Source organism: Bacillus sp. PK6-025 (assembly GCF_056530265.1).
In genome coordinates this window covers 2,743,688-2,764,880 of record NZ_CP096509.1, presented here as the reverse complement: position 1 = coordinate 2,764,880, position 21,193 = coordinate 2,743,688, and the positions used below count along the sequence as shown (strand labels likewise).

26 protein-coding genes are annotated in these 21,193 nt (G+C 44.5%); 19 read left to right on the top strand and 7 right to left on the bottom strand.

Features of this window, described 5'->3' with window-relative positions:
- The first annotated feature begins 13 nt into the window (after window positions 1–13).
- The 10 genes from cccA to M1D67_RS14100 all read left to right on the top strand — a co-directional run bounded on the left by cccA (window position 14) and on the right by M1D67_RS14100 (window position 8,226).
- Window positions 14–373 carry a cytochrome c550 gene (gene cccA / locus M1D67_RS14145; protein WP_020452233.1) on the top strand — a complete coding sequence of 120 codons (360 nt, stop codon included), beginning with the start codon at window positions 14–16 and terminating at the stop codon, window positions 371–373.
- 367 nt (window positions 374–740) lie between these two features.
- Window positions 741–1,175 carry a YwqH-like family protein gene (locus M1D67_RS14140; RefSeq protein WP_020452232.1) on the top strand — a complete coding sequence of 145 codons (435 nt, stop codon included), beginning with the start codon at window positions 741–743 and terminating at the stop codon, window positions 1,173–1,175.
- Window positions 1,175–1,438 carry a YwqI/YxiC family protein gene (locus M1D67_RS14135; protein ID WP_025811144.1) on the top strand — a complete coding sequence of 88 codons (264 nt, stop codon included), beginning with the start codon at window positions 1,175–1,177 and terminating at the stop codon, window positions 1,436–1,438. The genes M1D67_RS14140 and M1D67_RS14135 overlap by 1 nt, the downstream gene beginning before the upstream one ends.
- A gap of 25 nt (window positions 1,439–1,463) precedes the next feature.
- Window positions 1,464–3,476 carry a ribonuclease YeeF family protein gene (locus tag M1D67_RS14130; protein WP_479831347.1) on the top strand — a complete coding sequence of 671 codons (2,013 nt, stop codon included), beginning with the start codon at window positions 1,464–1,466 and terminating at the stop codon, window positions 3,474–3,476.
- A 16-nt stretch (window positions 3,477–3,492) separates the two neighbouring features.
- Window positions 3,493–4,002 carry an Imm6 family immunity protein gene (locus M1D67_RS14125; RefSeq protein ID WP_479831346.1) on the top strand — a complete coding sequence of 170 codons (510 nt, stop codon included), beginning with the start codon at window positions 3,493–3,495 and terminating at the stop codon, window positions 4,000–4,002.
- A gap of 271 nt (window positions 4,003–4,273) precedes the next feature.
- The gene (locus M1D67_RS14120; RefSeq protein WP_479831345.1) at window positions 4,274–4,933 is read left to right on the top strand and encodes a hypothetical protein; all 660 of its coding nucleotides are present in this window, start codon (window positions 4,274–4,276) and stop codon (window positions 4,931–4,933) included.
- A 197-nt stretch (window positions 4,934–5,130) separates the two neighbouring features.
- A complete protein-coding gene (locus tag M1D67_RS14115) occupies window positions 5,131–5,355 on the top strand; it encodes a hypothetical protein (protein WP_020452227.1) in 225 nt (74 codons plus the stop codon).
- Between the two features lie 224 nt (window positions 5,356–5,579).
- Window positions 5,580–6,305, top strand: coding sequence for an endonuclease V (locus tag M1D67_RS14110; protein ID WP_318602262.1), 726 nt, complete (start codon window positions 5,580–5,582; stop codon window positions 6,303–6,305).
- A 155-nt stretch (window positions 6,306–6,460) separates the two neighbouring features.
- The gene (locus tag M1D67_RS14105) at window positions 6,461–7,108 is read left to right on the top strand and encodes a tRNA (adenine(22)-N(1))-methyltransferase (protein WP_026579288.1); all 648 of its coding nucleotides are present in this window, start codon (window positions 6,461–6,463) and stop codon (window positions 7,106–7,108) included.
- A complete protein-coding gene (locus tag M1D67_RS14100) occupies window positions 7,105–8,226 on the top strand; it encodes a Nif3-like dinuclear metal center hexameric protein (RefSeq protein ID WP_020452224.1) in 1,122 nt (373 codons plus the stop codon). The genes M1D67_RS14105 and M1D67_RS14100 overlap by 4 nt, the downstream gene beginning before the upstream one ends.
- A 26-nt stretch (window positions 8,227–8,252) precedes the next feature.
- Here M1D67_RS14100 and M1D67_RS14095 read toward each other — a convergent pair whose 3' ends face one another.
- Together M1D67_RS14095 and vrrA are read right to left on the bottom strand one after the other, a co-directional pair.
- Window positions 8,253–9,197: a 4-hydroxy-3-methylbut-2-enyl diphosphate reductase gene (locus M1D67_RS14095; protein ID WP_023855228.1), complete on the bottom strand. Its 945-nt coding sequence runs from the start codon at window positions 9,195–9,197 to the stop codon at window positions 8,253–8,255.
- Window positions 9,198–9,317: 120 nt separating this feature from the next.
- Entirely contained in the window at window positions 9,318–9,968 is a 651-nt protein-coding gene (gene vrrA, locus M1D67_RS14090; protein WP_026579290.1) for a VrrA/YqfQ family protein, read from the bottom strand.
- A 255-nt stretch (window positions 9,969–10,223) separates the two neighbouring features.
- On the opposite strand from vrrA, the gene M1D67_RS14085 reads away from it, so the two are divergent.
- Together M1D67_RS14085 and M1D67_RS14080 are read left to right on the top strand one after the other, a co-directional pair.
- Window positions 10,224–11,543: a DEAD/DEAH box helicase gene (locus tag M1D67_RS14085; RefSeq protein WP_079289183.1), complete on the top strand. Its 1,320-nt coding sequence runs from the start codon at window positions 10,224–10,226 to the stop codon at window positions 11,541–11,543.
- Window positions 11,544–11,554: 11 nt separating this feature from the next.
- Complete coding sequence (locus M1D67_RS14080; RefSeq protein WP_020452220.1) at window positions 11,555–12,448, top strand: deoxyribonuclease IV; 894 nt, start codon at window positions 11,555–11,557, stop codon at window positions 12,446–12,448.
- A gap of 30 nt (window positions 12,449–12,478) precedes the next feature.
- Here the strand turns inward: M1D67_RS14080 and M1D67_RS14075 are convergent, their stop codons facing one another.
- Window positions 12,479–12,733: a DUF2624 domain-containing protein gene (locus tag M1D67_RS14075; RefSeq protein ID WP_023855226.1), complete on the bottom strand. Its 255-nt coding sequence runs from the start codon at window positions 12,731–12,733 to the stop codon at window positions 12,479–12,481.
- Window positions 12,734–12,859: 126 nt separating this feature from the next.
- Between M1D67_RS14075 and M1D67_RS14070 the strand changes: the two genes are divergently transcribed.
- The 4 genes from M1D67_RS14070 to zur all read left to right on the top strand — a co-directional run bounded on the left by M1D67_RS14070 (window position 12,860) and on the right by zur (window position 15,933).
- Complete coding sequence (locus M1D67_RS14070) at window positions 12,860–13,744, top strand: YitT family protein (RefSeq protein ID WP_026579292.1); 885 nt, start codon at window positions 12,860–12,862, stop codon at window positions 13,742–13,744.
- Window positions 13,745–13,887: 143 nt separating this feature from the next.
- Window positions 13,888–14,664, top strand: a complete 777-nt coding sequence (locus tag M1D67_RS14065; RefSeq protein WP_023855223.1) for a metal ABC transporter ATP-binding protein — start codon at window positions 13,888–13,890, stop codon at window positions 14,662–14,664.
- The gene (locus tag M1D67_RS14060; protein WP_023855222.1) at window positions 14,664–15,524 is read left to right on the top strand and encodes a metal ABC transporter permease; all 861 of its coding nucleotides are present in this window, start codon (window positions 14,664–14,666) and stop codon (window positions 15,522–15,524) included. Before M1D67_RS14065 ends, M1D67_RS14060 begins: the two co-directional genes overlap by 1 nt.
- Window positions 15,502–15,933 carry a zinc uptake transcriptional repressor Zur gene (gene zur / locus M1D67_RS14055; RefSeq protein ID WP_023855221.1) on the top strand — a complete coding sequence of 144 codons (432 nt, stop codon included), beginning with the start codon at window positions 15,502–15,504 and terminating at the stop codon, window positions 15,931–15,933. Before M1D67_RS14060 ends, zur begins: the two co-directional genes overlap by 23 nt.
- A gap of 70 nt (window positions 15,934–16,003) precedes the next feature.
- Here the strand turns inward: zur and M1D67_RS14050 are convergent, their stop codons facing one another.
- Window positions 16,004–16,588, bottom strand: coding sequence for a 5' nucleotidase, NT5C type (locus M1D67_RS14050; RefSeq protein WP_026579293.1), 585 nt, complete (start codon window positions 16,586–16,588; stop codon window positions 16,004–16,006).
- Between the two features lie 137 nt (window positions 16,589–16,725).
- Here M1D67_RS14050 and M1D67_RS14045 point away from each other — a divergent pair, with 137 nt between their 5' ends.
- Window positions 16,726–17,097 (top strand): hypothetical protein, encoded by a 372-nt coding sequence (locus tag M1D67_RS14045; protein ID WP_023855219.1) that lies wholly within the window; start codon window positions 16,726–16,728, stop codon window positions 17,095–17,097.
- Window positions 17,098–17,131: 34 nt separating this feature from the next.
- Here M1D67_RS14045 and ispG read toward each other — a convergent pair whose 3' ends face one another.
- The 3 genes from ispG to M1D67_RS14030 form a co-directional block, all read right to left on the bottom strand.
- Window positions 17,132–18,253: a flavodoxin-dependent (E)-4-hydroxy-3-methylbut-2-enyl-diphosphate synthase gene (gene ispG / locus M1D67_RS14040; RefSeq protein WP_095323521.1), complete on the bottom strand. Its 1,122-nt coding sequence runs from the start codon at window positions 18,251–18,253 to the stop codon at window positions 17,132–17,134.
- A gap of 106 nt (window positions 18,254–18,359) precedes the next feature.
- A complete protein-coding gene (locus M1D67_RS14035; protein ID WP_026579294.1) occupies window positions 18,360–18,665 on the bottom strand; it encodes a LysM peptidoglycan-binding domain-containing protein in 306 nt (101 codons plus the stop codon).
- An 84-nt stretch (window positions 18,666–18,749) separates the two neighbouring features.
- A complete protein-coding gene (locus M1D67_RS14030) occupies window positions 18,750–19,508 on the bottom strand; it encodes a DUF1189 domain-containing protein (protein WP_105981083.1) in 759 nt (252 codons plus the stop codon).
- A gap of 158 nt (window positions 19,509–19,666) precedes the next feature.
- On the opposite strand from M1D67_RS14030, the gene M1D67_RS14025 reads away from it, so the two are divergent.
- Both M1D67_RS14025 and sodA read left to right on the top strand, forming a co-directional pair.
- Window positions 19,667–20,149: a DUF456 domain-containing protein gene (locus M1D67_RS14025; RefSeq protein ID WP_105981082.1), complete on the top strand. Its 483-nt coding sequence runs from the start codon at window positions 19,667–19,669 to the stop codon at window positions 20,147–20,149.
- Window positions 20,150–20,331: 182 nt separating this feature from the next.
- Window positions 20,332–20,940 carry a superoxide dismutase SodA gene (gene sodA, locus M1D67_RS14020; protein ID WP_023855215.1) on the top strand — a complete coding sequence of 203 codons (609 nt, stop codon included), beginning with the start codon at window positions 20,332–20,334 and terminating at the stop codon, window positions 20,938–20,940.
- The last annotated feature ends 253 nt before the right edge of the window (window positions 20,941–21,193 follow it).

Genomic DNA, 21,193 nt, shown 5'->3' with positions numbered 1-21,193 from the left:
AGGGGGATGTAAAATGAACCGCAATCCATTGATACCATTTTTATTAATCGCCATTATGGGCATAGGACTGGTTTTTATCTTATCCATAAAAGGCCTTTATGACGAAAAAGAAATTGCAGGCGAAGGGAATAAAACAGCTCAAGAAGACAAAGCGGATGCCTCGCCTGAAGAAATTTACAAAGCGAACTGTGTAACCTGCCACGGCGAGAATTATGAAGGTGTATCAGGACCTAAACTGAAGGGCGTCGGGGACCGGATGGATACAGGTGCGATTAAAGAAAAGATTGAAAAAGGCGGTAACGGAATGCCGGGAGGACTGGTTCCGGCGGAAAAGCTTGATGATATGGCAAAATGGGTGTCGGAGATTAAATAGGTTAAAACCGTTTCATCAGTTTCATCACCAAAAGGATTCGCAATGAAAGCTTTGATAAGAGCTTTTGTGCGAATCCTTTTTCTGTTTTCGGTAAATGGGTGATCTTGCTTGACGAGGAGTCACCTCGAAAGGGTGATTTGAACTGTTTCAGCATCCGTGATTTCGTCCTTTATGACGGTGCGGCGTCTATCGGGAATAGGTCTTTATTACTTTTTCTGAAGACTGCACTCATCTTTGCAAGGGAAAAAATAAGCATTCCACCCTATTTAAGTAAGATTGCATCTATTTTACTATTATATAAATGGAGAAAATGCAGCGGATGCACTGGTGCCATCCGTCTATTTGAGTATTTCTTGAGGTGAATCATATGAGTCATGAGAGCACATTGAATCATATCCACAGCACGATTAACCAAAAGCTGGCTGATGTAGAAAGCCGGATTGAACGAGTCAAAACAGCCAAAAAGGAGATTGAGAAAGAACACGAAACCGGGATAGTCGAGATCAGACAAATCTTGCACCCTCACCTGAACAGCCACTGGACGGGGGACTTCGCCAATGATTTTGATGACGAACGGGATGAAGCTCATACATCAATGTACAACATCGTGAACGGAAAGTACGAAGGCTATATTTCACAGCTGGAGAGAAAAATTTTCGCGCTGGAAATTGAAAAACACAGCCTTGAATTGGCGGGAGCGGCAGCTAAAGAGGCTGATCATTTGCTTTCTCTCGGAGAAAAAGCGGTTGATCAGTTGAGCGATAAACTCCGCTCAATCAAAAACAGTTGGAGCTGGTTTTAATGACGACAATCAAGCTGAAACATGAAGCGGTCATCAAAAAGCTGGAGGCCGTAAGAGAGGCGCTCGATGCCCTAGACCTGCCAAATCCTCCGAAAGCTGCGGGGAAAAATAAATTGACATATGTGACAAAGTGCCACGAACGCGAGCAGAACATACATCAGATGGTGGCCGATTACAAAAAAGCCGTACACAAAAACATAAAGGATACGAAGGAAAATGTCGATTTGCTGAAAGAGCAGGACAAAGCAATCGCCAGAAAATAGCCCTTAGGTTAGAGAGGACAATTCAATGAAAGTATTTGAAGCGCATTCTTTAATTGAAGCAGCGAATAACCGCAAGAAACAATACGAAACCTTTGAGGATCAACTGCAGACGCTCAAAAAAGCGTTTCTTGGCGTCGCTGATTTAGGTGAAGATTTCCAGGGGAAAGGTGCCGACAACATTAAAGACTTCTACAAAGGACAGGCAGAGATCGTAGACAGCTGGTTAAAGCTTGTTGAAGCGCAGATTGCTTTTTTTAAAGGTATATCGGGTGATATAAAGGACAAAAAGCTGTCCGATTCTTATGTGGAAATCTCTTTTTTGGATCATGAACTGAAAAACGCTGATTTGAAAGCGACAGAAATCGTCTCGGGGCTCAAGTTGGAAATGGATAAAATCATCGCAAGCATCAGCGATATCGTTGACTTGGACAATTGGACGCTCGACGATTATATTGATAAAATGTCTAAAGCGCAAACAACTCGGCAAAACACCATCGACGCCGTTAATCAGCTGGATGAATCGCTCAAGACCGAATACACAAACTTACAAGCACTCGACAGCGCCGTGCTCGGCAAATATTCCGGGCTAATGGAAGCTACAAGCCACGGAAAAACCGCCTCGCCGATGTATTTTAGCTTGAAATCGTTCCACTCAAGCGAGATCTATAAAAATACGATAGACGTCGAAAATCAAGCCGCCAATTATATTGAATTCAAAAATGAACAGGCAGAAGCGCGCAGGCTTCAGGAAAAACAAGAAGAAGAAGCGAACAAGCCTTGGTATTTAAAAGCGCTCGACGCTGCCGGAACATTTGTCGGAGAAGTCAGCGGGTATTATGATTATAAGAGAGCCGCTGACGGCGTCGACCCGGTCACAGGAGAAAAGCTGACAGACGGCCAGCGTGTCGCCGCCGGAGCAATGGCGGCAGCAGGATTTATTCCGATCGTAGGGTGGGCAGGCCGAGCCTTCAAAGGCGGCAAAGCCATTTATAAAACAGGAAAAGGACTCATCGCCGCTGAACACGCGCTTGACGCTTACAAAGCCTCAAAAACGTTGAACGTCTTGAAAATGACGGAAATGGGCGCCTACGGCCTTGTCGCTTCAAATGGGTTCTCAGAAGCCGTCACGGGCAAGGACATGTTTGGAAACAAAGTTTCTGAAGAGAGGCGGAAACAAGGCCTGATCGAAGCAGCCTTGAGTCTCGTCGGTGCAGGTGCTGTCGCAAAAACGGCAAACCACGGCGCTCAAACATTGGCCAAAACGGCCGGCAAAAACATTCCGCTCGCCAAGTCGCCAAAAGCAGCTCTGGTGCAAAAAGGAAACAACATCCTTGAAAAGGTGAAATCCTTCCAAGTCCCGACAAACGTCCGCGTCTACGTCGAACAGCCTGCCTCCGCAACAGGCCACCGCATCGGCACCCCAATTGTCCGCGTGAATGTTGAGAAAACGCCGGTGAAAGAGCTAGGGATTGTGAAGATGGTGAGTGGTGGGGGGAACGTCAGTAAGGGAGCCAATAGGACTGGGAGTAAAATAGATGTTGGAAAAGCTGATTTAGATGTTCTACGCCAAAAATGGAATGTTCCTAAAACTGACACTGTTGCAGTTGGAAAGACAGATGTGGAAGGTTTGGAAAATTTAGTATTTGAGGGTGGATCGCCTAAAGTTAGAAAAGAAGCCGGGCTTCCCGATTTAGACTCAGTAATGCCAGATAGACCTATAAAATCTCCGGGAAAAATCGCAAGTGCAACAAGACATGCTGAAGAAGGCGTGTTAAATGACTTTATAAGCAAAGTAGAAGCTGTAGGAAAAAATCCTGCTGAAATAACAGGAACATTAAAAATTCACCAATCTAATCCTAAAGGGGTTTGTCCAACCTGTATTCAAGGACTAAATAATCCAAATGTACCATCTGGAATATTTAAGCAATTTAGCGAGATGTTTCCTAATTTAACGATAGAAGTAACTTCTGAGACTATTCAAGGAATCAAGCCAAACGGAAGATTGAATTTAGTTATTAAAAATGGTGAATATATTTAATTGAGGAGTGTAGTAGATGTTTCAAGAGTGGGAAGAATTGAACGATCATTTAAAATCTGCATATTATTTAGGACTTTGTGAAGCAATAGTTCCTGCATTAAAACAATCAAATGATTTCAATTATATAAAAGAAGCATTAGATGCCTGCTGGAAGTGGCTTGAACACAAGAATATAGAAGCAGACGATCTTTATACTTACCTGGAAAATTTAGATGACACAGGGATTTTAACTTTAATGCAGCTTGAATCAAATGAAGATGATCTAGATGCTTGGATATGTATTGCTGATGCAATATCTTATACAATTTACAAAGCATATAAATATCAGAAAGATGAGTATTTACCTGAAACCATCGAATCTATAGATTCTTACGAGTTATTTGAGGAATTTCACAGTCACTTTAGTTTATTATCTAAAAATCCAGGCCAAAAAGAAAAAGCCTTTTTGAAGTTTTTGAAAAAAGAGGGGTCAGAAAAAGTTTCCAGGGAGAGTATTCAAGATTTTTTACTTAATAGTGCAGAATAAAAATAAGAAAGTTGGGATATCCCAGCTTTCTTATTTTATATAAAGAATAGGAATATCTAAAGAATTTTATAAAAGTGAAAAAAAGAAAAAGCTCCCTATTTGGAACAGAGGCGGTAAAGCAACCGAAGAGTTATTGAAAAGGTGGTTATCTAAATGAATTTTGATAAGAACACTCAATTAGTCGAAGAAGTAATGAGCTTTATTCGTAATAACAAGGTGTTTTTCAGATATAGCAGAAAACAAATCAACAGTTTATAATAGAAAATCAGGAGTGAACACTTTGTCTAATTCCATAAAATCATTAGAACCTATAAATATACCGTGCGGCTGGTTCGTTAAATATCATGATTTAACGGTCACACAAGAAACAGTTGAACCAAATACCAAATTAATAGAATTAGAAAAACAAAGATATCATGCTGCGGTCAAAATCATGAAAGGCCATGATGATTATCTTATACATATTTGTGACAATCATGGAGAAACGATTGACACAATCAATGTTGAAGATCGCCGGCAGTTAGTGGACGAATTGGAACGGATCATTTGGAAAATAGAAGCGGCGGCATTTGGAGGGAACATTTTTATTTTTGAAGGCCCTCCTGACTATTTACGCCTGAGAGTTCCTCAAGGATGGACTGTCTCTTATAATAAACTAATTGATATCGATCCAGATCAGTTAGAGGAAGACAGTGATGACTGGTTCAACTTTACGTCATCATTATTGCAGTTGGAGCATAAAGAAAGCCGCTTGACTTTAGATGTCGGCTGGTACATAGATATTGATCCTTCAGGCACCTTTTATATGCTGTTAATAAAAAATCTAGACTGGGATAACCCGTTAGAAGACATGGAAACGAGAAGGCCGGAAAAATTAGTGGACCACATCGAAGCCACACTTCAAAAAGCAGCCGAACATAAATATAAATAGCCAGCCGATGATTTGTTAGATTTTGGTCAAAAAAAGTTGGATTCCATATACCCAGAGCCGGCATCTTATGAAGAATATGTACCGAATCATTGGATCGGAATTTATGAGGACTTTACAAATCTAGTTCCTACAAATCAAAAGTATTGGATCAATCATAAAGGGAAAAATTTATTTTCAAAAAGATAGGAGAGTGTCTTATGAATAGTAATGATACGGTAACCATGTTAAATGAGGAATTTGTGAATGATCAGACAGGTGAAAAGGTCGAAGGCATTACGATTATCATAGATGGACAATTTAAACAAGTTTTAGATATCATTAAAGCCAAAAGCGACAGTTATGAGAATTACACTGAAATCATACGGGACGCTGTTTTTGAGGGTGTAAACAGTATGACGATGAAGCTGAGAAATAAAGAATAATAATGAATGATTAGAAAATACTTCGATTTACAAAAAGACAAACAGAGCTCCCAATTTTTTGCTTGTTGAGGGGTTCTTTTTTATATGCTGCTCATTCTATAAGACATCTTGCTGTCCCGGCTTATCCCGGTATGAATCAATAACTTTGAATGAACTGAACAATTTAGATATGATCTGGCTAAAGGCGCTTAAAAAAATGGGATGATAGAAAGTTGGTTTTAAAAATGAACATCAACAACATACACGATTTTAATTTAAACCAAGAAAATGACTTCTTAACGATACAAACAAAACTAAAAAAACATATCAATCTAGTAAACTCCATCAGTAAAGACGCTCTGCAAACCTGTGCGGGGGTTGATTTAGCTTATTGGGAGGAAGATGGTGAAGCGTTTGGTGTCTGCAGTATCATCGTGCTGGATTTTCATACGAAGCGTGTCATTGAAAAAGTACATAGTGCAGGAAAAATCGCTGTGCCTTATATCGCGGGGTTTCTTGCTTTTAGGGATCTGCCGCTTATTATTAAGGCGGCTAAGAAGCTGACGATTGAACCGGATGTTTTTTTATTTGACGGGAATGGCTATCTCCATTTTAACCATATGGGGATTGCGACACATGCGGCGTTTTTTCTCGAAAAGCCAACGATCGGCATTGCGAAAACTTACTTGAAAATAAAACAAACTGATTTTGTGATGCCTGATAATAATTTCGGTGCTTATACTGATATTGTATTTGGTGGTGAAGTCTACGGACGTGCGGTGCGGACAAGGCAAGATGTCAAACCGATATTTCTATCATGCGGACATTTGATTGATTTAGACAGCAGTTATGACATCGCGATGAGCTTGGTCAATCGAGAAAGCAGGCTGCCGATTCCGGTTCGGCTCGCGGATCTTGAGACTCATGCTTTACGTGCGTACTACAGAGAAAATCAAAAATTGATCAAGTAAAATGTTGATTTGCTGTTCCAGCTTGGAAACTAAAGCGATTTTTTATATGATAGTAAAGGAAAAATGAATCTAGAAAAGTTGTGATAATTGTGAATGAATTGAAGTTATCGAAAAGGCTGCAGACTGTGGCGAAATACATAACAAAAGGGGCGATTGTGGCTGATATCGGGTCTGATCATGCGTATTTGCCTTGCTATTGTGTGCTGAATCGACTGGCAAGTGCCGCGATCGCCGGAGAAATCACAGATGGTCCTTTTCTTTCTGCGAAGCAGCAGGTTGAGAAATTGCAATTAAGCCCGCTCATATCCGTAAGGAAAGGCGACGGGCTTGAAGTGATTGAAAAGGGCGAAGCTGATGTGATCACGATTGCCGGAATGGGAGGCTCGCTCATTGCTCACATTCTAAAAGCGGGCAAGGATAAGCTCTCAGGTAAGGAACGTTTGGTTTTACAGCCGAATATCCACGCTCACCATATTAGAGAATGGCTCTATCAGGAAGGCTATGCACTGATCAATGAAGAAATCCTTGAGGAAGACGGCAAGTACTATGAGGTTCTCGTCGCGGAAGCGGGCGATCGGGATGCGGCTTACGATGGGATTTCCTTTGCGGCAGGCATGCTTGTCGGCCCATTTTTGGCCAAACAAAAAAATGCTGTTTTTATCAAAAAATGGTCGCAAGAACTGAAACATACGGAAAACATCTATCAACAAATTGAAGCGGCTCTTCCGAGTGCAGAAAATCAACAAAAATTGCTTGAACTGTCAAAACGGATAGAGGTCTTAAAGGAGGTACTTAGAAGATGACAAAAACGATAAACGGGCATGAAATCATCCAATTGTTTGAACAATTTTCACCAAAGTCATACGCCGTTGAAGGCGATAAAATCGGCCTGCAAATCGGCACGCTGAACAAAACGGTGTCCAATGTCATGGTCACGCTAGATGTTCTCGAAGAAACGGTTGATGAAGCGATTGCAAAGAACGTTGACTTAATCATTGCGCACCATCCGCCTGTTTTCAGGCCGCTGAAACATGTCATCACAGACCAGCCTGGCGGAAGGCTGATCGAAAAGTGCATCAAGCATGATATCGCCGTTTATGCGGCTCATACAAATCTCGATGTTGCTGACGGCGGTGTCAACGACATGCTTGCGGAAGCGCTGGAATTAAAGAACACAAAAGTGCTCGTTCCAACCTACGAAGAGCCGCTGAAAAAACTCGCCGTCTATGTCCCGAAAGATTATGAAGAACAGGTGCGCGCAGCGCTTGGAGACGCCGGAGCCGGTCATATCGGCGCCTACAGCCACTGTGCGTTTTCTTCAGAAGGAGTCGGCAGCTTCAAGCCGCTGTCTGAAGCCGATCCTTTTATCGGCAAGCGGGGCGAGCTTGAACGGGTCGAAGAGGTAAGAATCGAGACCGTTTATCCGTCAGGTATTGAAAAATCCGTGATCAAAGCGATGAATGAGGCTCATCCGTATGAAGAAGTGGCCTTTGATATTTATCCCGTCGAGCAGAGTCCGCTTCGAAAAGGGCTGGGCCGTATCGGTGAATTGAATGAAGAGATGACACTCGAAGCATTTGCCCGTTATGTGAAAGAAAAGCTGGAGGCAAACGGAGCGCGGATGGTGGGCAAGTCTGATGCGAAAGTGAAGAAGGTCGCTGTATTAGGCGGCGACGGCAATAAATACATCCATCATGCAAAACGTATGGGCGCCGATGTATATGTAACAGGAGATCTTTATTTCCATACAGCGCACGATGCCATGATGATCGGGCTGAATGTGGTCGACCCTGGACATTATGCCGAACAAATCATGAAAAACGGAGTTGCGAAAAAGCTGACGGCGATGTGCCGAAAGAAAAAATACAATGTCGCCGTCTTTCCATCAGATACAAATACGAACCCGTTTACATTTTTATAAAAACAAAACCTGAAGCGATGGATGCTTCAGGTTTTTGCTTTTACTTTAGGCAAGATTTTTTGAAGAGGTACTTCGTGACTGATCTTCCATGTGGAAGGATCTTCACGATCGAATTGTTCTAAAAAGCGGATGACTTCTTTTGTAATCGGAGTCGGGGTCGATGCGCCGGCCGTTACAGCGACGGTTTCCACGCCGTCGAGCCATTCCAGCTTTAATTCGCTTAAATCGCCGATCCGGTATGCTTTCGTGCCTGCGATTTCCTCGGAGACCTGGGCGAGGCGATTCGAGTTATTGCTTTTCGGATCGCCGACAACGATTGTCAAGTCGGCTTTTTTCGCCTGTTCGGACACCGCTTCCTGACGCACCTGGGTGGCCAGACAAATCTCCTGGTGGAATTCAACATCCGGATATTTTTCTTTTACTTTTTCCATAATATCATGGACATCCCATTGAGACATCGTCGTTTGGTTCGTGACAATCAGTTTCTCCGCTTCAATGTCCAGCCTTTCCACGTCTTCTTCGGTTTCGACAAGATGAACGATATCCGGGGCGACACCGACCGCTCCTTCAGGCTCCGGGTGTCCTTTTTTTCCAATGTAGATGACGTGATAGCCTTCCGCTTTCATTTTTCGGATTAAATCGTGTGTTTTTGTCACATCAGGGCAGGTGGCGTCAATCGCGACAAGACCTTTATCCTCAGCTATTTTACGGACTTCGGGCGAAACGCCGTGAGCGGTGAAGATCACCGTTCCTTTGTCGACCTGATTCAAAATCTCAAGCCGGTTCGGACCGTCAAGCGTATAAATGCCCTCTTTTTCAAATGCGTCGGTGACATGTTTATTGTGAACGATCATTCCTAAAATATATATAGGTCTCGGCAGACTTTTATCGAGAGCCGCGTTTTTTGCGATGACCATGGCGTCGACGACACCGTAGCAATAGCCGCGCGGCGATATTTTAATTACGTTCATTCTTAGTCCTCCTATAAAGAAGTAAGAGCCGGGCATGATAAAAAGCCGTAAAAAACGGCTTATTTTTGCAGTCTCTATAGACCTCATTATATCTGATCCCGCAGGAGATATCAAAGAATGTTATACATACAGTTTAGGTTTTGATCCTCCGGTTTTTCTTTTTGCAGACGGAGGGGCTGAACGGCTCCGTTTTTTTCTGATTTCTTCGGCTTTGGATTTTTCGGGTGTTTTGGAAGACACTTTTATTTCTTCTTTCTTTTCGCCGCTCGTTTCGGTCTTGTTGTCCGGTTCGTCTTTTTGTTGTTCGCTGTCCTCCGCTTCAGTATCATCGGAATTCAGCTGTCTGAACATTTTCACCATGCCGGGGAGATTGCGGACGAGAGGTCCGTATTGCTGAATCATCGGCGTTACTTGCTGGGCTACACCGAGCGCTTTTTGAACATTGCCGAGCATGTTTGAAATGGTAGCCGGATTGGCAAGACCCTGAATGCCTCCAAGGCCGCTTCCGGTTCCGCCGAGGCCTGCTCCTGTTCCCCCGGACGCGGCAGATCCAGGAAGGATTTTCGAGAGCAAACCCTGAATCCCGCCGCCTCCTCGCGCCCCTGCTTGCTCCTGGGCGGCGCCCATCGGCTGAAACATTTGCTGCAGGCCGCGCTGCTGCGCTTGAGGGGGCTGCATTCTCATCCCCGGATGTCTCGGCATCAAGGCTCTGCCGGGCCTTTGCGGCATCTGCGGTCCTGGCTGATTTCTCATCGGCTGTTGCTGAAACATACTTGTACCTCCTTTCAAAATCCTTCTCTTGATAGGGTATGCACCAACGGTGGCAAAGTGCCTTTGCCGCCGGCCCGAATAGGGCGGGGGTGATGGTTTTTTTCCGCAGGATCAGTTATAATTTAATGATGGACATGATATCAGCCTTTTTTTAAGCAGTGCGGCATAAAAAAGGATACATAAGCGCACAATTCAGCCATATAGGATAAAGCTTGGAGCGCCGGAATAAAGGCTTTCCAAGAAGGAGTTGGGAAAATGAAACAAACGAAATTTGAAATGTACGATTTAAAGCCGTTTATTATAGAGGCTGTTCACGACTTGGGATTTTATGAGCCGACTGATATTCAGAAGCGGTTAATTCCTGCGGCGCTGAAAGGGGAGAGCGCGATCGGACAGTCGCAGACAGGTACGGGAAAAACGCATGCCTATCTGCTCCCGCTCTTAAGCAGGATCGATTTTGAAAAAGAGTTCGTTCAAGTCGTGATTACGGCTCCGACAAGGGAGCTCGCCAACCAGATTCATCAGGAAGTCCTGAAAATCACCAAGTTTTTAGGGCCTGATGAAGCGGTTCGTTCGAAATGTTTCATCGGCGGTACCGATAAACAAAAATCGATTGACAAATTAAGAACACAGCCCCATCTGGTGGTTGGTACGCCGGGGCGGATTGCAGATCTGATCAGGGAGCAGGCGCTCGATGTTCATAAAGCCGGTTCGCTCGTTATCGACGAGGCGGACTTAATGCTTGATATGGGATTTTTGGAAGATGTCGATTTTATCGGGTCGCATATGCCTGAAGGCTTGCAGATGCTCGTATTTTCCGCAACGATTCCAGAAAAATTAAAGCCTTTCCTGAAAAAGTATATGGCCAATCCGAGGTATGCGCATGTTGAGCCGAAGCACATCACGGCCGAAAAAATCGAACACGTGCTGATACCTTCCAGACACAGGGATAAAAATGAGCTGCTGCTCGAGGTTATGACCCATTTAAATCCGTATTTGGCGATTGTTTTTGCCAATACAAAAACAACGGCTGACGAAATCGCCGCATACCTGACGGACAAAGGGATGAAAGTCGGACTTCTTCACGGAGGGCTTACGCCGCGGGAACGAAAAAAAGTGATGAAGCAAATCGGCGATCTGGAATTCACCTATATCATAGCCACTGATTTGGCTGCAAGGGGAATCGATATTAAAGGCATCAGCCATGTCATTAACTATGAACTGCCAGACGATCTTGATTTTTACGTTCACCGCGTCGGCCGTACAGCGCGCGCCGGAACATCCGGAACAGCGATGACGTTTTATGATACATCTGACGAAGATGCACTTGTGAAGCTTGAACAGATGGGAATCGTGTTTGAAAACATGAGGCTTGAAAAAGGCGAGTGGAAAAAGGTCGATGACCGCAAGCGCCGTCAGAATCGAAAAAGAACGCCTGATGAAACGGATGAGGCCGCTAAGCGGCTTGTGAAAAAACCGAGAAAAGTCAAGCCAGGATATAAGAAGAAAATGCAGACGGAAATCAATAAAATAAAAAGACAGCAAAAAAGAAAGCAATTTAGAAAAGGAAAGTAGGGGAAACAGTTTTGTTGAAAATCGGTTCACACGTCTCAATGAGCGGAAAACATATGCTGCTTGCGGCCAGTCAGGAGGCAAGCTCCTACGGCGCCAATACATTTATGATCTATACGGGAGCGCCGCAAAACACGCGCAGGAAAAAAATCGAGGATTTAAATATTGAAGCAGGAAGAGCCCATATGGAGGAGAACGGCATCTCTGATATCGTCGTTCATGCCCCGTATATTATCAATATCGGCAATACAACAAATCCGGCCACATTTGAGCTCGGTGTCGAGTTCCTGCGTTCTGAAATTGAAAGGACGTCGGCGATCGGCGCCAGACAAATCGTTCTTCACCCGGGAGCTCATGTAGGTGCAGGCGCAGAAGCGGGCATTCAAAAAATCATCGAAGGATTGAACGAGGTCATCGACCCGAATCAGAATGTGCAGATCGCTTTGGAAACGATGGCCGGCAAAGGTTCAGAATGCGGACGGACGTTTGAGGAGCTGGCACAGATCATCGACGGCGTTACACACAACGAACATTTATCCGTCTGCTTCGATACATGCCATACCCATGACGCGGGTTACGATGTCGTATCCGACTTTGACGGTGTCTTAAACGAATTCGATAAGATCGTCGGAATCGACCGTTTAAAAGTGCTTCATATTAATGACAGCAAGAATGTCAGAGGCGCGAGAAAGGACCGGCACGAAAACATCGGATTCGGAGAAATCGGTTTTGATGCGCTTCAATACATCGTCCACCACGATCAGCTGAAAGATATTCCGAAAATCCTTGAAACGCCTTATGTAGGAGAAGATAAAAAGAACAAAAAGCCGCCATACCGGTTTGAAATTGAAATGCTTAAAAATAAACAGTTTGATGAAGGGCTGCTGGAAAAAATCAAGCAGCAATAAAAAAAGGGGGGCGTATCAGCTCCCCTTTTTTTATGATACGTATTGAGAAAATAGCTGGTTCAAGAGCTGCACCGCTTCTTTTGAAGTGACCGCTTCCACCTGCTTGAGCAGTTTATTGCGTTCTTCCTCATTAAAAATATTGATGTTTTTTCCTTTCACAAGCTTTTCCACTTCAAGCGCCTGTTTTCTTGTTACATGAATTCCGTATTGTTTAGCGTACTTCAGCACCTCGTCAGCCGTGACCTGATTTAAACGCTGCAGCACGATTTTTTGAAATAAAATCACGTCCATTCCTCCCCTCTGAACTAATGTATGGCGTAAAATTAAAAATGTGTCATTTTTTTATTTCAGTCTGTTAAATGATATGATGATAAGGGACAGTTTGGCCAGTTTGGAAAAAGGAGAGACAGAATGGCAAATACCATAAAACAGCATAAAAAAGAATCAGCGGTCAAAGTGGCGTTTCGGATCGTCATGATTCTCGTCGGGGCTGCCTGTGCAGCCGCCAGCATCGAATTATTTTTAGTGCCGAACAACATCATTGACGGGGGCATTATCGGCATTTCACTAATATTGGACTACATTTTTAAAGATACTCCGTATATCAACTTCGCACTGCTCGTCGTCGTTCTTAACATTCCGTTTATGTTTTCAGGCTACAAGCACATCGGAAAAACGTTCTTAATTTCAACCCTGATCGGAATCATCAGCTTATCAATTATTGAAACCTTGTTGCATCATGTAGAAGGGGTTACGACTCAGCCCGTTCTGGCAGCCGTATTCGGCGGTCTTCTGCTCGGATTCGGCGTAGGGCTTGTTATTCGTAACGGCGGTTCTATGGATGGAACTGAGATACTCGGCATTTTGCTTACGAAAAAGCTGCCATTTTCAGTCGGCGAATTTGTCATGTTCGTCAATGTCTTTATTTTTACGTGGGCAAGCTTTGTATTCGGCCTTGAGCAGGCTATGTTTTCGGTTATGACGTACTATATTGCGATGAAGACGATCGACGCCGTTATTCAAGGGCTTGATGAGACGAAAGCGGTCATCATCGTTTCAGATCAATACGAGGAGATTTCCGATGCGCTGCTGCATCGCCTCGGCCGGGGAACGACAAAGCTCAAAGGGAAAGGCGGCTATTCCGATGAGGATACAGAGGTGATTTATGCCGTTGTGACCAGGCTTGAAGTGACAAAGCTGAAATCGATTGTTTTCAATATTGATCACAATGCTTTTATAACGATTATGGACACGCACGAAACGCGTGGAGGAAAGTTCAAAAATGCCATCCATTAGGCTTTCATTTACTTTTTTTTAGTTTATATGTATAATTTAAAGATGAACTGGTCAATCGTGAAAATGGCTTGCTGCTTTTCGGCTGCCATTTTCTTTTTGTGCGATAAATCGTAATGATTCTGGAGAAGTTGAAGGTGAACGTATTGAAACAACCTATTATTGAAATGAAGCATGTATCATATTCCTATGATCATCGAAATGTGATAGAAGATATCAATTTAAACATTGAAGAAGGGACTTTTCTCGGCTTGGTCGGTCCAAACGGATCGGGAAAGACGACATTGCTGAAATGCATTCTGGGGCTGATTAAGCCGCAGACAGGCGAACTTAATTTGTTCGGCGTCCCTCTCAGAAAATTTAAGGACTGGAGCAAAATCGGCTTTGTATCCCAAAAAGCAAACAGCTTTAACACCGGTTTTCCCGCTTCCGTATATGAAGTGGTGGCAAGCGGTTTAACAGCGAAGCTCGGCTTATTCAGACGCATGTCCAAAGCCGATAAGCAAAAGGTGGATGAAGCGATCGAAGCCGTCGGCATCACGTCCCTGAAAGACAGGAACATCGGCGAGCTTTCGGGGGGACAGCAGCAAAGAACTTTCATCGCGAGAGCGCTTGTGAGCGAACCGAAGCTGCTCATTCTTGACGAGCCGACGGTTGGAGTCGATCAAAAAACAGTTGAAGGGTTTTACAAGCTGCTGGAGAAGTTGAATCGTGAAAAAGGCATTACACTCATTCTTGTCACCCATGATGTCGGCACGGTTTCCGATAAAGTCACACACGTTGCCTGCATGAATAAACATCTTCATTTTCACGGCAATACAGAAGAGTTTGAGTCCATGACAGATCAAGACTTGTCTCAATTTTACGGGCATGATGTTCAAGCCATCAGCCACAATCACCATCATCATGGAGGACACGAATAATGCTGACACCTTTTTTTCATTATGAGTTTTTGCAAAACGCTTTTATTTCAGGAATATTAATCGGCCTCATCGCGCCCTTGCTCGGTGTATTCATCGTTGTCAGGCGCCTGTCGCTGATCGCAGATGCGCTCAGCCACGTCTCTTTAGCCGGCATAGCAGCGAGCCTGTATGCAGGCAAACAGTTTGCAGTACTCGCCGGCGTCAGCCCGATCTATTTCGGAATGGCGTTTTCCGTTGCCGGATCTTTGATTATCGAGAGGCTGAGAACGGTTTATAAACATTATCAGGAGCTGGCGATCCCGATTATCATGTCGGGGGGAATCGGGATTTCCGTTATTTTTATTTCGCTTGCGGACGGATTTAATACGGATCTGTTCAGCTATCTATTCGGCAGCGTCAGCGCTGTTTCGCGGGAAGACATGCTGGTGATCGTCGGAATTTCCGCGGCCGTTTTGATTGTGGTGTTTTCCCTTTTTAAAGAGCTGTTTCTTCTGTCGTTTGATGAAGAGCATGCTAAAGCTTCGGGGATTTCCGCAAAGTGGATTCATTTTATATTTATTTTGATCGTTGCGCTTGTTATTGCCGCCTCAATGAGAATCGTCGGTACGCTTCTCGTTTCAGCGCTGATGACGCTCCCTGTCGCTGCGAGCATGCGCATTGCCAAGGGGTTTAAGCAGGCGATCTTCTTATCGATTCTATTCGGTGAACTTTCCGTCATCGTCGGCCTGGTGCTTGCTTATCATCTCGATCTTGCGCCGGGGGGAACGATCGTGATGCTGTCGATCTTTATCCTGATACTGTGCATCAGTTATAATAAAATCAAAAGGAGGATTCGCCGTGAACGTACAGGAAGCGCTTGATTTACTGAAGGAAAAAGGATATAAATATACAAGCAAACGGGAGGATATGCTTCAGCTGTTTAGTGATTCTGATAAATATTTAACGGCGAAAAACGTCCTTTCCGCTTTAAACGATGATTATCCGGGGTTAAGCTTTGATACGATCTACAGGAATTTGTCGCTGTTTGAAGAACTCGGCATTTTGGAAACGACTGAGCTTTCCGGTGAAAAGCTGTTTCGCTTTAAATGTTCTTCTGCTCATCACCACCATCATTTTATTTGCATGATGTGCGGCAAAACGAAGGAAATCGAGCTATGCCCGATGGAAAAGCTGACAGACGATCTTGACGGCTACCAGATCAGCGGCCACAAGTTTGAAATTTACGGAACGTGCCCGCGATGCGAAGAAAAAAGCGCAGAAGCGCAGTAAAGAAAAGCGGCATATGGCGTTAAAAAGCCATATGCCTTTTTAACGCAAAAAGCATGTAAGAGACTTTATCTTACATGCTTTTTGCGCCTTTAATCGTTTTCTCGTTCTTTTTCAGCCATTGGGCGGCTTCAAGCCAGCTGTCGACTCTGACGATGTTTGAATCGATCGGAAGCTGATTATACGGCGTATTAAACAACAGAACCGGAATGCCTGCTTCTTTTGCAATCATGGTTGCATTCCCGTGGTGGTCCTCAAAGAAAACATCGATCTTATGCCTGAAGACGGCTTCCAGTTTATCGTGACCGCCGACAAGTTCTATATGGTCATAATGAATGTCGCGTTTCTCGAACCAATCAAAGGTGATATCCTCCAGATGGTGTCTTCTTGCCGTAATGTATATCAGCTTATGCTGCTTTTTCAGCTCATCCAGCGTCTGTTTGGCATATTGAGCCAGCAATGCTTCCTGATAGATGCGGGGCTCGTTTTCGTTCATCCATTTCCAAAAATCTTCCTGGGATATATTCAGCAGCTTTGTTAAGTCATATTCCTTAATATCTTCCAATGTAATGGAGAGGCTGAACGACTCGTTCAAATAGGGAACAAAAGTATCCTGGGCAGTGATCGTTCCATCAATATCGATTCCTAAATGTAACATGTCCACACTCCTTATCATCCATTCCTCCAGTGTATCATAATCTTTTAACATTTACAGTAAAGTTTAGCAAACATGAATCGGGCTAAAATGCTTAAACTATAAATGCTCCTTTATGGATTAAAGAGGGGGGATATCGAATGGAAAGAGATCAAAATGTTCGCGGTCGTAACCGGGCCGGTTATGATGCTGACCTAGTCGATGCGACTTTAGATAATGATGACTTTTTAGAAGAAACAGCAGCAGAAGTTGCCCCGACTTATCGTACGGATAACAGGGACAACGGTGACGCGCGTAACGATGCCGATGCTGCCGGCGGACGCGTAACCGGGTATATCGCGCTTGCGCTTTCGATTATTTCCTTGTTTATGCTTCCAGTGCTGTTAGGAATTGCAGGGATCATTGTCGGTTATATAGCCAGAAGACAAGGAGCAGCTGGCTTAGGAGCATGGGCAATGGGTATCGGTGCAGTTTCCTTGGTGCTTGGCATATTCATCACCCCGTTTTTCTAACGGAAAAAGCTTGACGGATATCCGTCAAGCTTTTTTATTTTGTGTTTAATTTTTCTTTTTCGGCCGCTTGTTTGGCATAATGCTCTTCGGCGAGCTTGTCGATTTCTTTTTTCAATTCCTCGACCATCGTTTCCTCAGGCACTTTCCGGACGATTTCGCCTTTGCGGAACAGAAGGCCTTCGCCGCGTGCGCCGGCAATCCCGATATCGGCTTCACGCGCTTCTCCGGGACCGTTGACGGCACAGCCGAGAACGGCAACTTTAATCGGCGCCTTGATTTTAGCGATGTAATCTTCGACTTCATTGGCGATGCTGATCAAATCGATTTCGATCCGGCCGCAAGTCGGGCAGGAAATCAATGTCGCTGCATTGGAAGCGAGCCCGAAAGATTTCAGGAGCTCCCTGGCGACTTTTACTTCTTCGACCGGGTCCGCGCTTAAAGAAATCCGCAATGTATTGCCGATTCCTTTTGAAAGGATCGCGCCGAGACCGGCGGCGCTTTTCACCGTACCGGCAAACAGCGTACCCGATTCGGTGATGCCTAAATGAAGCGGATAATCGAATGCTTTTGCCGCTTTTTCGTACGCTTCAATCGCCAGATTGACATCAGACGCCTTCATGCTGACGATGATATCGTGGAAATCGAGATCTTCAAGAATTTTAATGTGGTGCAGTGCACTTTCGACCATGCCGTCTGCTGTCGGATAGCCGTATTTCTCAAGGATTCGTTTTTCCAGAGAGCCTGCATTGACACCGATCCGGATTGGAATGCCCTTTTCCTTCGCTGCATTGACCACCGCTTCAACCTTTTCGCGGCGGCCGATGTTTCCCGGATTGATGCGGATTTTATCGGCTCCGCCTTCGATCGCTTTTAAAGCCAATTTATAGTTGAAATGAATATCCACGACAAGAGGGATGGATATCCGCTTTTTGATCTCAGGAATCGCGTCTGCAGCACGTTCATCAGGACAGGCGACACGGACGATTTGACATCCCGCTTCCGCGAGTCTGTTGATTTCGGCGACGGTTGCTTCAACGTCATGTGTTTTTGTTGTTGTCATGCTTTGAATGACGACTTCGTTATTGCCGCCTATTGTTAAAGGTCCCACTTTAACGGGACGCGTTTTTGTACGATGTGTGATTTCACTCACTTGAATTCGCTCCTTAAGTATAATTCGGAGGCGGTTGCTCCTTTTCTTATACCAAATCGTTTACAAGTCTTATTGTAACAGCCCGTTCATGAAACTGACAAGAAATTAACGCTTATTCAGGATAAACGGGAAACTTGTAGGTGATGCCTGCTTGAATGCGGCTCGCCTTCACATTCGGATTCAGCGCTTCAAAATCTTCGGCTATTTTGTCGGCCGGAACGGCGCTGTTCCCGATGATTGAAAATACGGTCTGTCCGGGTTTGACGGTAACGGTCTTATATTGCAGGCTTGCAGCCGGAGCTTCTGCTGCCATGGTTGAAGCCGGCAAGGCGTTTTGAGGGATGGTGCCTGATTTCAAGTCATAATAAACAATGAACAGGGCGAGCAAAATCGAAAACAGCACAATCACACGTTTCATCTGATTTGTCCCCATTTCGTGCATTTTTTATTATGTTACGCTTGTCCCTCTTTCAACATGACAATAAATTTGCTCCTGCCCGTTTTACCTTGCTGCTTTAGAAGACGGCGTCTCTTTAATGGCGAGAAACAGGATGATAAAGTTCACAAACCAGTTCAGGAGGAACTGACTTGGAACCACCGCCTCCAGCGCGTCCATAATTGCAAAAAACACGGTCGCGAGCGTGATCGAATAAGCAGACATTACCCAAAGGTGCTTATAGGAGAGCATTTTCTTCTGTCCATTGCGAATGATCAGCCCGATGACGGCAAGAACCGAGACATCAATGAATTTTCCGGCTGCCGTCGCCAAAAACAGCAGAACGCATAAGACGGGAACAATCACCGATTTATTTTGATCAACTAAAGAAAGGATATCGTTCTTGGACATGTCTTCGGGAAGCATGGTGTACGGCATTTCCTGAACTTGGCCGTCAATGGCGATGACGAACTTATCTTTCAGAATGCCGACGGAATTCCGTTTGTCTTCGATCTGTTTTGTTTTATAAGAGCCGCTCGGATCAAAAACGATGACAAATCCGAATGACTGTGATTCAATCGCTTTCTTTGCATCTGTTTGCAGTGAGCCGTCTTTTATGGAGAAAGCGGGGAATTCTTTTACAGCTGACTGAAAGCTGTTCATTGTATTCACCACTCCGCTGCTGATATGGTAAAGGTTCGGGAGAGCGGCGATGATGCTGAGCAAAAATACGTATAAAATCGTTTTCCCTATGCCTTGGAAACGCATTTTGCCAATCGCGTGAGGGGAATATGTACTTTTAAAAAATCGCTGAAATAAATTCATTCGTTTTTCACTTCCTATTTCTATAATGTATCTGCATTATTGTATCGTCACAAAAGGACGAATACAAGAAAACTTATCGATCAACAGGGGTTCTGGAAGTTTCCTTTTGGAAAAATGGGTATAATATGAAGCATCACAATCGATTGGAGGAGATTCGGATGGATGTTTTATATTGGATCATCATTGCGGCGATGTTCGTCATTGCGTTCATCGGCCTTGTTTATCCCATCATTCCGAGCGTCGTTTTCATCGTAGCCGGCTTTGTACTATACGGTTTTTTATTTACATTCGGGCATTACTCCTACCTGTTTTGGATCATTGAAGGCATTTTTACAGCCGTATTGTTTGCTGCTGACTATATTGCAAATCTCCTCGGTATTAAGCGCTTCGGCGGCAGCAGGGCGGCGATATGGGGCAGCACAATCGGCCTTTTGATCGGACCTTTTGTGATACCTGTGGCGGGCATTATTTTGGGGCCCTTTTTCGGGGCCTTGGCGGGTGAGATGATTGTCCATCAGAAGGATTTGAAAACAGCGGCCAGAATCGGGATCGGTTCATTGATCGGATTTATTTCAGGCGTTTTTGCGAAAAGTGTGATTCAGCTGATAATGATCGGCTACTTTTTATATACTGTGCTCTAAAATTTTCCCGTCCATGTTTAAAAAGAAGGGGAAAAGGATAAAGTTTAGTGAGCGCTTGAAATGCAACTGTGATCATTTTGTGAGCATTTCCATTGAAACAAGCCTTTTCTTTTGATACATTGAAAGAGGAAAGGCTTGCTAAAGGCGGCATTTCAATACATACAAATTAAGGAGGAATTGATATGGCTTACAAACTTCCAGAATTACCTTATGCTTACGATGCGTTAGAACCTCACATCGACAAAGAGACGATGAATATTCACCATACGAAGCACCATAACACATATGTTACAAAATTGAACGAAGCGGTGGCAGGCAAACAGGATCTTGAAAGCAAATCTGTTGAAGAGCTTGTTGCAAACCTTGATGCTGTACCGGAAAACATCCGCACAGCTGTCCGCAACAATGGCGGTGGACATGCCAACCACTCATTGTTCTGGAAACTTCTTTCTCCAAACGGAGGAGGCGCTCCGACTGGTGAATTGGCAGAAGCGATCAACAGCAAATTCGGCAGCTTCGATCAATTCAAAGAAGACTTTGCCGCTGCAGCAGCTGGCCGTTTCGGCTCCGGCTGGGCATGGCTTGTTGTCAATAACGGAGAGCTTGAAATCACAAGCACGCCAAACCAAGATTCTCCTCTTTCAGAAGGCAAGACCCCTGTCTTAGGTCTTGACGTATGGGAGCACGCATACTACCTGAATTACCAAAACCGCCGTCCAGATTACATTAAAGCATTCTGGAACGTCGTGAACTGGGATGAAGTTGCACGCCTTTACAGCGAAGCAAAATAATCCAGTTTGAGAAAAGAGGCCCGCGAAAAGCGGGCCTTTCAGATTGTTGATAAAATCCCAAAACGACTTTTTGTTTTGGGATTTTATCATCCCTTTTCAGCGTGATTGAAAACCCTTGCAGTCTAGGAAGGCCGAGCATCGGAGCGGAGCGAATGTTGGATTCGTGAGTACCGACGCGCAGGCCTGACAACGAATGCGAGGGTTTGTCGACACGCTGAGAGGCCCGCGGAAAGCGGGCCTTTTTATGTTGTTC

Coding starts and splice junctions, on each gene's coding strand:
- M1D67_RS14140 (WP_020452232.1), top strand. CDS start 741: ATGAGTCATGAGAGCACATTGAATCATATCCACAGCACGATTAACCAA.
- M1D67_RS14115 (WP_020452227.1), top strand. CDS start 5,131: ATGAATAGTAATGATACGGTAACCATGTTAAATGAGGAATTTGTGAAT.
- M1D67_RS14135 (WP_025811144.1), top strand. CDS start 1,175: ATGACGACAATCAAGCTGAAACATGAAGCGGTCATCAAAAAGCTGGAG.
- M1D67_RS14050 (WP_026579293.1), bottom strand. CDS start 16,588: ATGTTACATTTAGGAATCGATATTGATGGAACGATCACTGCCCAGGAT.
- M1D67_RS14085 (WP_079289183.1), top strand. CDS start 10,224: ATGAAACAAACGAAATTTGAAATGTACGATTTAAAGCCGTTTATTATA.
- sodA (WP_023855215.1), top strand. CDS start 20,332: ATGGCTTACAAACTTCCAGAATTACCTTATGCTTACGATGCGTTAGAA.
- M1D67_RS14125 (WP_479831346.1), top strand. CDS start 3,493: ATGTTTCAAGAGTGGGAAGAATTGAACGATCATTTAAAATCTGCATAT.
- cccA (WP_020452233.1), top strand. CDS start 14: ATGAACCGCAATCCATTGATACCATTTTTATTAATCGCCATTATGGGC.
- vrrA (WP_026579290.1), bottom strand. CDS start 9,968: ATGTTTCAGCAACAGCCGATGAGAAATCAGCCAGGACCGCAGATGCCG.
- M1D67_RS14035 (WP_026579294.1), bottom strand. CDS start 18,665: ATGAAACGTGTGATTGTGCTGTTTTCGATTTTGCTCGCCCTGTTCATT.
- M1D67_RS14030 (WP_105981083.1), bottom strand. CDS start 19,508: ATGAATTTATTTCAGCGATTTTTTAAAAGTACATATTCCCCTCACGCG.
- M1D67_RS14025 (WP_105981082.1), top strand. CDS start 19,667: ATGGATGTTTTATATTGGATCATCATTGCGGCGATGTTCGTCATTGCG.
- M1D67_RS14070 (WP_026579292.1), top strand. CDS start 12,860: ATGGCAAATACCATAAAACAGCATAAAAAAGAATCAGCGGTCAAAGTG.
- M1D67_RS14045 (WP_023855219.1), top strand. CDS start 16,726: ATGGAAAGAGATCAAAATGTTCGCGGTCGTAACCGGGCCGGTTATGAT.
- M1D67_RS14110 (WP_318602262.1), top strand. CDS start 5,580: ATGAACATCAACAACATACACGATTTTAATTTAAACCAAGAAAATGAC.
- M1D67_RS14095 (WP_023855228.1), bottom strand. CDS start 9,197: ATGAACGTAATTAAAATATCGCCGCGCGGCTATTGCTACGGTGTCGTC.
- M1D67_RS14100 (WP_020452224.1), top strand. CDS start 7,105: ATGACAAAAACGATAAACGGGCATGAAATCATCCAATTGTTTGAACAA.
- M1D67_RS14130 (WP_479831347.1), top strand. CDS start 1,464: ATGAAAGTATTTGAAGCGCATTCTTTAATTGAAGCAGCGAATAACCGC.
- M1D67_RS14060 (WP_023855222.1), top strand. CDS start 14,664: ATGCTGACACCTTTTTTTCATTATGAGTTTTTGCAAAACGCTTTTATT.